Genomic DNA, 6,312 nt, shown 5'->3' on the forward strand with positions numbered 1-6,312 from the left:
TACGCTACGCGATATTGGTGCTATTCCCAGCCTTCGGTGTCATCACGTAGCTTGGCGTAGTGAGCATAAATTTCGGGGCGTGGTGTCGCTTGGTAGCCGGTGGAATCAGCGATGTCCCACACCGGTGGTTGCTCGTCACCGCTAAGGGCCCAGGCCGCTTGTCGTGCGGCACCCAGCGCCACGTATTCTGCGGTCTGCGGAACATCAACGGCCACCCCAAAAATCTGTGGGGCGATCACGCGTACCGCTTCGGACTGTGCACCTCCGCCGATCAGCAAGATCCGTCGCGTCGCCACCTTGGTACTTGCCTCCAGCGCAGCTACCGCATCCTTCATGGAACACAACAGCCCTTCCACATAAGCACGGGCGATCTGCTCTCGAGTCGTGGTGCTTCGCAGTCCCTGCAAAAGTCCGGTAGCTTCAGGCCTGTTAGGGGTACGCTCCCCGCCGAAGTACGGTAGCAACACAACTCCCTGGGACCCGGGCTCGGCAGCTAGGGCCAGGTCAGAGAATTCTTGTTGTCCCACCCCCAGCATCCGTGCGCCAAAGTCCAGCACCGGTGCTCCGTTCAGGGTACAGGCCAGTGGCAAGTACTTTCCGTCGGCGGCAACAAAGCCATTGACCATACCGCTACCGTCGTGCACACTCTGACTCACCACGGCGGAGGCCACCCCGGAGGTCCCGATCGAGATGCAGACATCCCCCGGTTGCAGATCCAGTCCCAGTGCGGCCGCCATATTATCTCCAGTGCCGGCCCCGATCATCGCCCCGCTGACGGTGCGCCCTACCGCCTCGTTGGCCTGCGCCAAACGTGGCAACGTCACCGGATGTCCCAGCGCACTGGCGGCGAGCTCTGGCAAGAAGCGACGTCCAGCCGGGTCATAGTATCCGGTGCCGGAGGCATCCCCGTGATCGGTCACTATTTCCTTGCGTCCACCCAAATGCCAGGTGAGGTAGTCGTGTGGCAACAGGACCTGGGCGGTACGCGCTGCATTCTGTGGCTCGTGATCACGCAGCCAGCGCAGTTTGCTCACGGTCAGCGAGGCCACCGGAACGCTACCGATCTTCCGCGCACTGGCGGCCGCTCCACCAAGTTCTTCGGTCAGTTCTCTGGCTTGCGGCGCGGAGGAAATGTCGTTCCAGAGCATGGCTTCACGTACGGGTTCGCCCTGCTCATCCAGCGCCACCATGCCGTGTTGTTGCCCTGCAATTGATACCGCACTGGCTCGTTCCAACAATCCCTCGGTGGCTTCTTCTAAAGCCGTGATCCAGTGCTGCGGATCAACTTGGGTTCCCTGCGGATGCCCGCTGCGCTGTTCGGCCACCACTTCGCCGGTAGCTGCGTTGACCAAGAGCGCCTTGCAGGATTGGGTCGACGAGTCGATGCCCAGGACATAAGTTGGTTTCATGACTGCGCCTTTGCAGAGGTGTTGACAATGTGGATTCGTGGGCCCAGCCCCTGTAATTGGTTTAATAACGCCTCATCGAGTCCGTCGTCGATGACCACGTCATCAAATTCGGCCAGATCCATCACGTGATAGATCCCTGCCGATTCAAATTTGCTGGAGTCCACCACTAAGACCTTGCGTCGCCCCATTTTCAGCAGGCTGCGTTTAGTGCGTGCCGCCTCTGCATCGGGGTGTAGCAGAGCGTTGTTCTTGATTGCGGTCGTCGAAACAAACACTGCATCGGCCATCAGCCTTTGGGCTTGCTCGTCCACAATGGAGCCGAGAAAAGAGTCGGTTTCGGCATAGTACTGTCCGCCGAGCCCCACCATATCGATATGCGCCATCGCCGATACCGCACCCATCAATGCCAACGAGTGGGTAATGACGGTAGAGGGTTCGCGTTCTTCCAGGTGGGCTCCAATGGCACCAACGGTCGTGGAGTCATCCAGCGCGATCACCGAATTACGCTCGATCAGCTGCGCCGCGGTGGCAGCAAGCTGGTCTTTAAGATCTGAATTCAGATGACGACGTAGTCGCACGTCGCGTTCGGCCAGCCGGGCGGTGATCGCGCGGGCGCCGCCCCGGATGCGCTCAATCCGACCTTCTTTGGCCAGATAGTCCAAGTCGCGGTGGATGGTCATAGCGCTGACCGAGAAGAGTTCCGCGAGCTCTTCTACCCGGGTACTGCGCACTTTATTCACGTGCGCGGTGATCTCATCGCGCCTCAGCTCGGGGTGCAGTCCCTGAATGGAACCGGGTGCATCATTTTCAACATCGAATTCGTGATTTGCCACATCTCTGATGATAGATGCTGCGTCGCAACTCTCAAAACATCACTTTTCCGAAGTTTTTAACAAAAAATCTGTTGAGTTTGTTTTATTGATGTTAGATTGGTTCCATTGATCACACCGGTTTGGCCGAACGCAAAGGAGCGTCATGACCCAGAATTCAACGCCAGCCCAGCAAACGATCTTTGATCGTCTAGGGCTGCCCCGTCCGCTGCTGTGGGGATTTGTCGGCCTAATGATCTTCATGATCGGCGACGGCGTAGAGACCAACATCCTCTCTCCGTATCTGACCGGTGAACACGGATTTTCCATCCCATTGGCCGGCACCCTCGTGACAATTTATGGCGTGGCCGTCGCGATCGCGGCCTTCCTCTCCGCCTCGCTCTCCGACCTGTGGGGTCCGCGCAAGGTGATGATCATCGGTGCCGGCATCTGGGTCATCTTCGAATTGCTCTTTTTGGGCGTCGCGCTGAACACCTCGAGCATGCCGCTAATCTTCATCGCATACGGCCTACGCGGATTTGGTTACCCATTTTTTGCCTATGGATTTCTGGTCTGGATTTCAGCCACCGCCAACGCCAAACGGCTTGCCGTGGCGATCGGATGGTTCTACGTCGCTTTTAGTTCCGGGCTTCCCACGCTCGGTGCGCTGACCGCCAGCGCTTCCTTGGACCTATTTTCGCTCAGCTACTACCAAACCCTTTGGGTTTCCTTGGCACTTGTCATCATCGGGGCGGGCATCGCATTGATCGGAGTCAAAGAGAAAACTGGACGAGGACCATTAGTCGCCAACCCCGAGCAGGTCTTCAAGACCATGAGCTTTGGCCTGCGCCTTCTGGTCAGCAACCGCAAGGCCCTCATGGTGATGCTCACTCGAACCATTAATTCGGTTCCTACCTACGGTATGGCGATCTTCTTCCCTGCCCTATTTGTGGATCGATTCGGCTGGAGCGTAGGTCAGTTCTTGATCCTGACCACCGTGATCTATGCGGTCAACATCCCGTTCAACCTCTTCTTCGGCGCCCTGGGTGACAAGCTAGGTTGGTCCAAAGTTGTGGTGTGGTTCGGGGCAGTGCTCTGCGCAATCTCCATGGCAGCGCTGTACGTGGTGCCAGCTTGGGCAGTTGATAACGGTTTTGCCTTCGCCTACCCGCTGACCCTGGTAATCGGTGCGATCTTCGGCATCGGCTTGGCAGGTTTTGTGCCGCTCTCAGCCATCGCCGTGTCACTCGCCCCCGAACATCCCGGGGCCGCAATGGCCTCTTACAACCTCGGTATCGGTGCGGCCGTCTTCGCCGGACCACTACTAGTGGCCCTGCTCTACAACGTGCTCGGCGCCGCGGGCATGGTCTTCCTCTTTGCCGGCCTCTACCTGGTCGCGGCCATTATGTCCCACGCGCTGCGCGGCACCCAGCCAGGCTTCCACGGCGTGGCCCCCACAATCGCGCTGGACACCCACTAAACCTCTGTGATCCTGACCAAGGAGTCTAAAACCATGAAACTGAACAACACCACCCTGAACCAGCTGGACCCCCAAGTCTCCACCCCACAGTATGACCGCAGCCAAATCACCGCAGGCATTGTGCACTTTGGTGTCGGCGGGTTCCACCGCGCCCATCAGGCCATGTACCTGAACCGGCTGATGAACCAGGGCAAGGCCCTGGACTGGGGCATTATCGGCATGGGCGTGATGGAAAGTGACCAGCGCATGCGCGACGTGCTCAAGGACAGCAACGGTTTGTATACCCTGGTTCTCAAGAATCCCGACGGTTCGCGCGAAGTCGATGTGATCGGCTCGATCCTCGACTTCCACTACGCGCCCGATGACCTCACCGCAGCCATCGAACAACTGGCCGACCCAGCCATCCGCATCGTTTCACTGACGGTGACCGAAGGCGGTTACAACGTGAACCCGGTAACCGGAGAATTTGACCTTAAAAACCCGGCTATCGCCGCTGACCTGGCCAATCCCGATTCACCGCGCACCACCTTCGGGCTGATCAGCGCCGGTCTCAAGCTGCGTCGTGAACGCGACATCGCACCGTTCACGGTCATGAGCTGCGATAACATTCAGGGCAATGGCGAGGTGGCGCACAAGATGTTTGGTGCCTTTGCCTCGGCCCTGGATTCCGAATTCGGTGACTGGGTCCAACACAACGTGTCCTTCCCGAATTCCATGGTGGACCGCATTACCCCGGTCACCACCGATGCTGACCGTGAGGATGTCACCGCGAGCTATGGCATCGAAGACGCTTGGCCCGTAGTCTGCGAAGACTTCGAACAGTGGGCGCTCGAGGATAAATTTGTTGCCGGCCGCCCACCCTTCGAAGAAGCCGGCGTGCAGCTGGTCGATGATGTGGTGCCCTACGAACTGATGAAGCTGCGCCTGCTCAACGCCACCCATCAGGGCCTGTGCTACTTCGGACACCTCGCCGGCTACCGCGCCGTGCACGATGTGGCCCGTAATCAGCTGTTTGCAGACTTCTTGCTGCGCTACATGAAGCAGGAGGCCGAGCCGACCCTTCGTGAACTCCCCGGAGTAGATCTGGATGCCTATCAGCACAAATTGATTGAGCGCTACAGCAATGAATACGTGGCCGATACCGTCGCCCGACTCTGCGCCGATTCCTCGGACCGCATCCCCAAGTGGCTCATGCCGGTTGTGCGCGAGAACCTCGCCGCCAATCGCGACGTCACCCTGTCAGCGGCCATCGTGGCCAGCTGGGCTCGTTATGCCGAAGGCACAGATGAGTCAGGAGAGCCGATCACCATCGTTGACCGGCTCGCCGAGGAAGTCCACGCCGCTGCGTCCAAGCACAGCGAAGATCCCCTGGCATTCCTGCGCCAGCAAGACCTGTTCGGAGATGTAGTCAACGACGAACGCTTCACTACCCCGTATCTGATGACGCTTCAGTCCTTGCACGAGCAAGGCGCTCTGGCCACCTTGGCAGAACTCATGGGGCAGAAGGCCACAAGCCACTAGTTCATCATTCACCATGTAACGCCGACTAACCCCTGCATCCTATGCAGGGGCTAGTCGGCTTATTATGTGCGACGATAATTTGCAGCTATCACACCGTTACTCAGCTTCTGCGATTCGCACAGGTTAAGATGCCGCGCATCCGTCAATAGGTGACCAAACAAGCGTGGGCCGTGCCCAGCGATAATCGGATGAATCAGAAAACGATACTCATCAATCAATCCAAGTTGGTCTAATTGTGCGGCGAGTTTGCCGCTACCTAACAGCACCCCCTTGGGAGTGCGTTCTATCAGCGTCTGAGCTGAGACTGCTAAATCACCATTCAAGTGATGGCTGTTATTCCACGGGAAGTTCTCGCGCTGGGAGGAAACTACATATTTGGGTTTGTCCTGAAGTTTCATTGCCCAATCCAGTAACGCCTGAGGTACATCTATTTTCCCGCTTGCCACCAGCGGCCAGTAGTCTTCCATCATTTCGTACGTTGTTCGCCCCCACAGCATTGCACCGTGTTGGTCCATCAGGTCAGTGAAGTACGCATGAGTCTCGTCGTCAGCGATACCCACTCGATGATCGGTACAGCCATCAAGGGTGACGTTGATAGCAAAGGTTAGATGCCCCATATGAAAATGCTCCTGAGTCAACGAGCAGTGCGTGCGTTGACTTTAGAGCCGCACCGGGCGGAACGTCAAGAGATCTTCAGATACTCGATAGCTCTTTAGAGAAGGCCTGAAAGCGAAGGGCCAGATAGTACCCAACGACGTCTCGTAGCACCGTCATAAAGTGCTGGTTAAACGGGTGAGGCCCTGAACACTTCTGTGTCCAGGGCCTCAAACCACACATTATTAAGTTAAGTCCGGCGGTGACCTACTCTCCCACACCCTCACGAGTGCAGTACCATCGGCGCAATGGGCCTTAGCTTCCGGGTTCGGTATGGGACCGGGCGTTTCCCCCACGCTATGACCGCCGTAACAATCACGAAGCACACAAACCACTTGGTGAATGTGTTTTTCGGTGTTAAAACGTCTTGTGTTTTGTTTTGTGGTTATCAAGGTTGTTGTCTCGTAACCGCATAGTGAACGCGAACAGCAATGATCAT

The 6,312-nt window shown here is 57.4% G+C and carries 5 protein-coding genes and 1 rRNA gene; 2 read left to right on the forward strand and 4 right to left on the reverse strand.

Annotated elements, in window-relative coordinates; genetic code table 11:
* Window positions 1–20: 20 nt before the first annotated feature.
* Together xylB and FJV47_RS13310 are read right to left on the reverse strand one after the other, a co-directional pair.
* Window positions 21–1,409: a xylulokinase gene (gene xylB, locus FJV47_RS13305; protein ID WP_159613802.1), complete on the reverse strand. Its 1,389-nt coding sequence runs from the start codon at window positions 1,407–1,409 to the stop codon at window positions 21–23.
* Window positions 1,406–2,242 carry a DeoR/GlpR family DNA-binding transcription regulator gene (locus FJV47_RS13310; RefSeq protein ID WP_159613804.1) on the reverse strand — a complete coding sequence of 279 codons (837 nt, stop codon included), beginning with the start codon at window positions 2,240–2,242 and terminating at the stop codon, window positions 1,406–1,408. Before FJV47_RS13310 ends, xylB begins: the two co-directional genes overlap by 4 nt.
* Before the next feature lie 142 nt (window positions 2,243–2,384).
* Between FJV47_RS13310 and FJV47_RS13315 the strand changes: the two genes are divergently transcribed.
* Together FJV47_RS13315 and FJV47_RS13320 are read left to right on the forward strand one after the other, a co-directional pair.
* Window positions 2,385–3,698 carry an MFS transporter gene (locus tag FJV47_RS13315; protein ID WP_159613806.1) on the forward strand — a complete coding sequence of 438 codons (1,314 nt, stop codon included), beginning with the start codon at window positions 2,385–2,387 and terminating at the stop codon, window positions 3,696–3,698.
* Window positions 3,699–3,731: 33 nt separating this feature from the next.
* On the forward strand, window positions 3,732–5,219 hold the full coding sequence (locus FJV47_RS13320; protein ID WP_159613808.1) for a mannitol dehydrogenase family protein: 1,488 nt from the start codon (window positions 3,732–3,734) through the stop codon (window positions 5,217–5,219).
* 62 nt (window positions 5,220–5,281) lie between these two features.
* Here FJV47_RS13320 and FJV47_RS13325 read toward each other — a convergent pair whose 3' ends face one another.
* Window positions 5,282–5,836, reverse strand: a complete 555-nt coding sequence (locus FJV47_RS13325) for a dihydrofolate reductase family protein (RefSeq protein ID WP_159613810.1) — start codon at window positions 5,834–5,836, stop codon at window positions 5,282–5,284.
* Window positions 5,837–6,067: 231 nt separating this feature from the next.
* Window positions 6,068–6,184 (reverse strand): 5S ribosomal RNA (gene rrf, locus FJV47_RS13330).
* Window positions 6,185–6,312: the final 128 nt, after the last annotated feature.

Origin of the sequence: Glutamicibacter sp. JC586, assembly GCF_009805585.1 — a bacterium.
Classification (GTDB): Bacteria; Actinomycetota; Actinomycetes; order Actinomycetales; family Micrococcaceae; genus Glutamicibacter.

Coding starts and splice junctions, on each gene's coding strand:
- xylB (WP_159613802.1), bottom strand. CDS start 1,409: ATGAAACCAACTTATGTCCTGGGCATCGACTCGTCGACCCAATCCTGC.
- FJV47_RS13315 (WP_159613806.1), top strand. CDS start 2,385: ATGACCCAGAATTCAACGCCAGCCCAGCAAACGATCTTTGATCGTCTA.
- FJV47_RS13325 (WP_159613810.1), bottom strand. CDS start 5,836: ATGGGGCATCTAACCTTTGCTATCAACGTCACCCTTGATGGCTGTACC.
- FJV47_RS13320 (WP_159613808.1), top strand. CDS start 3,732: ATGAAACTGAACAACACCACCCTGAACCAGCTGGACCCCCAAGTCTCC.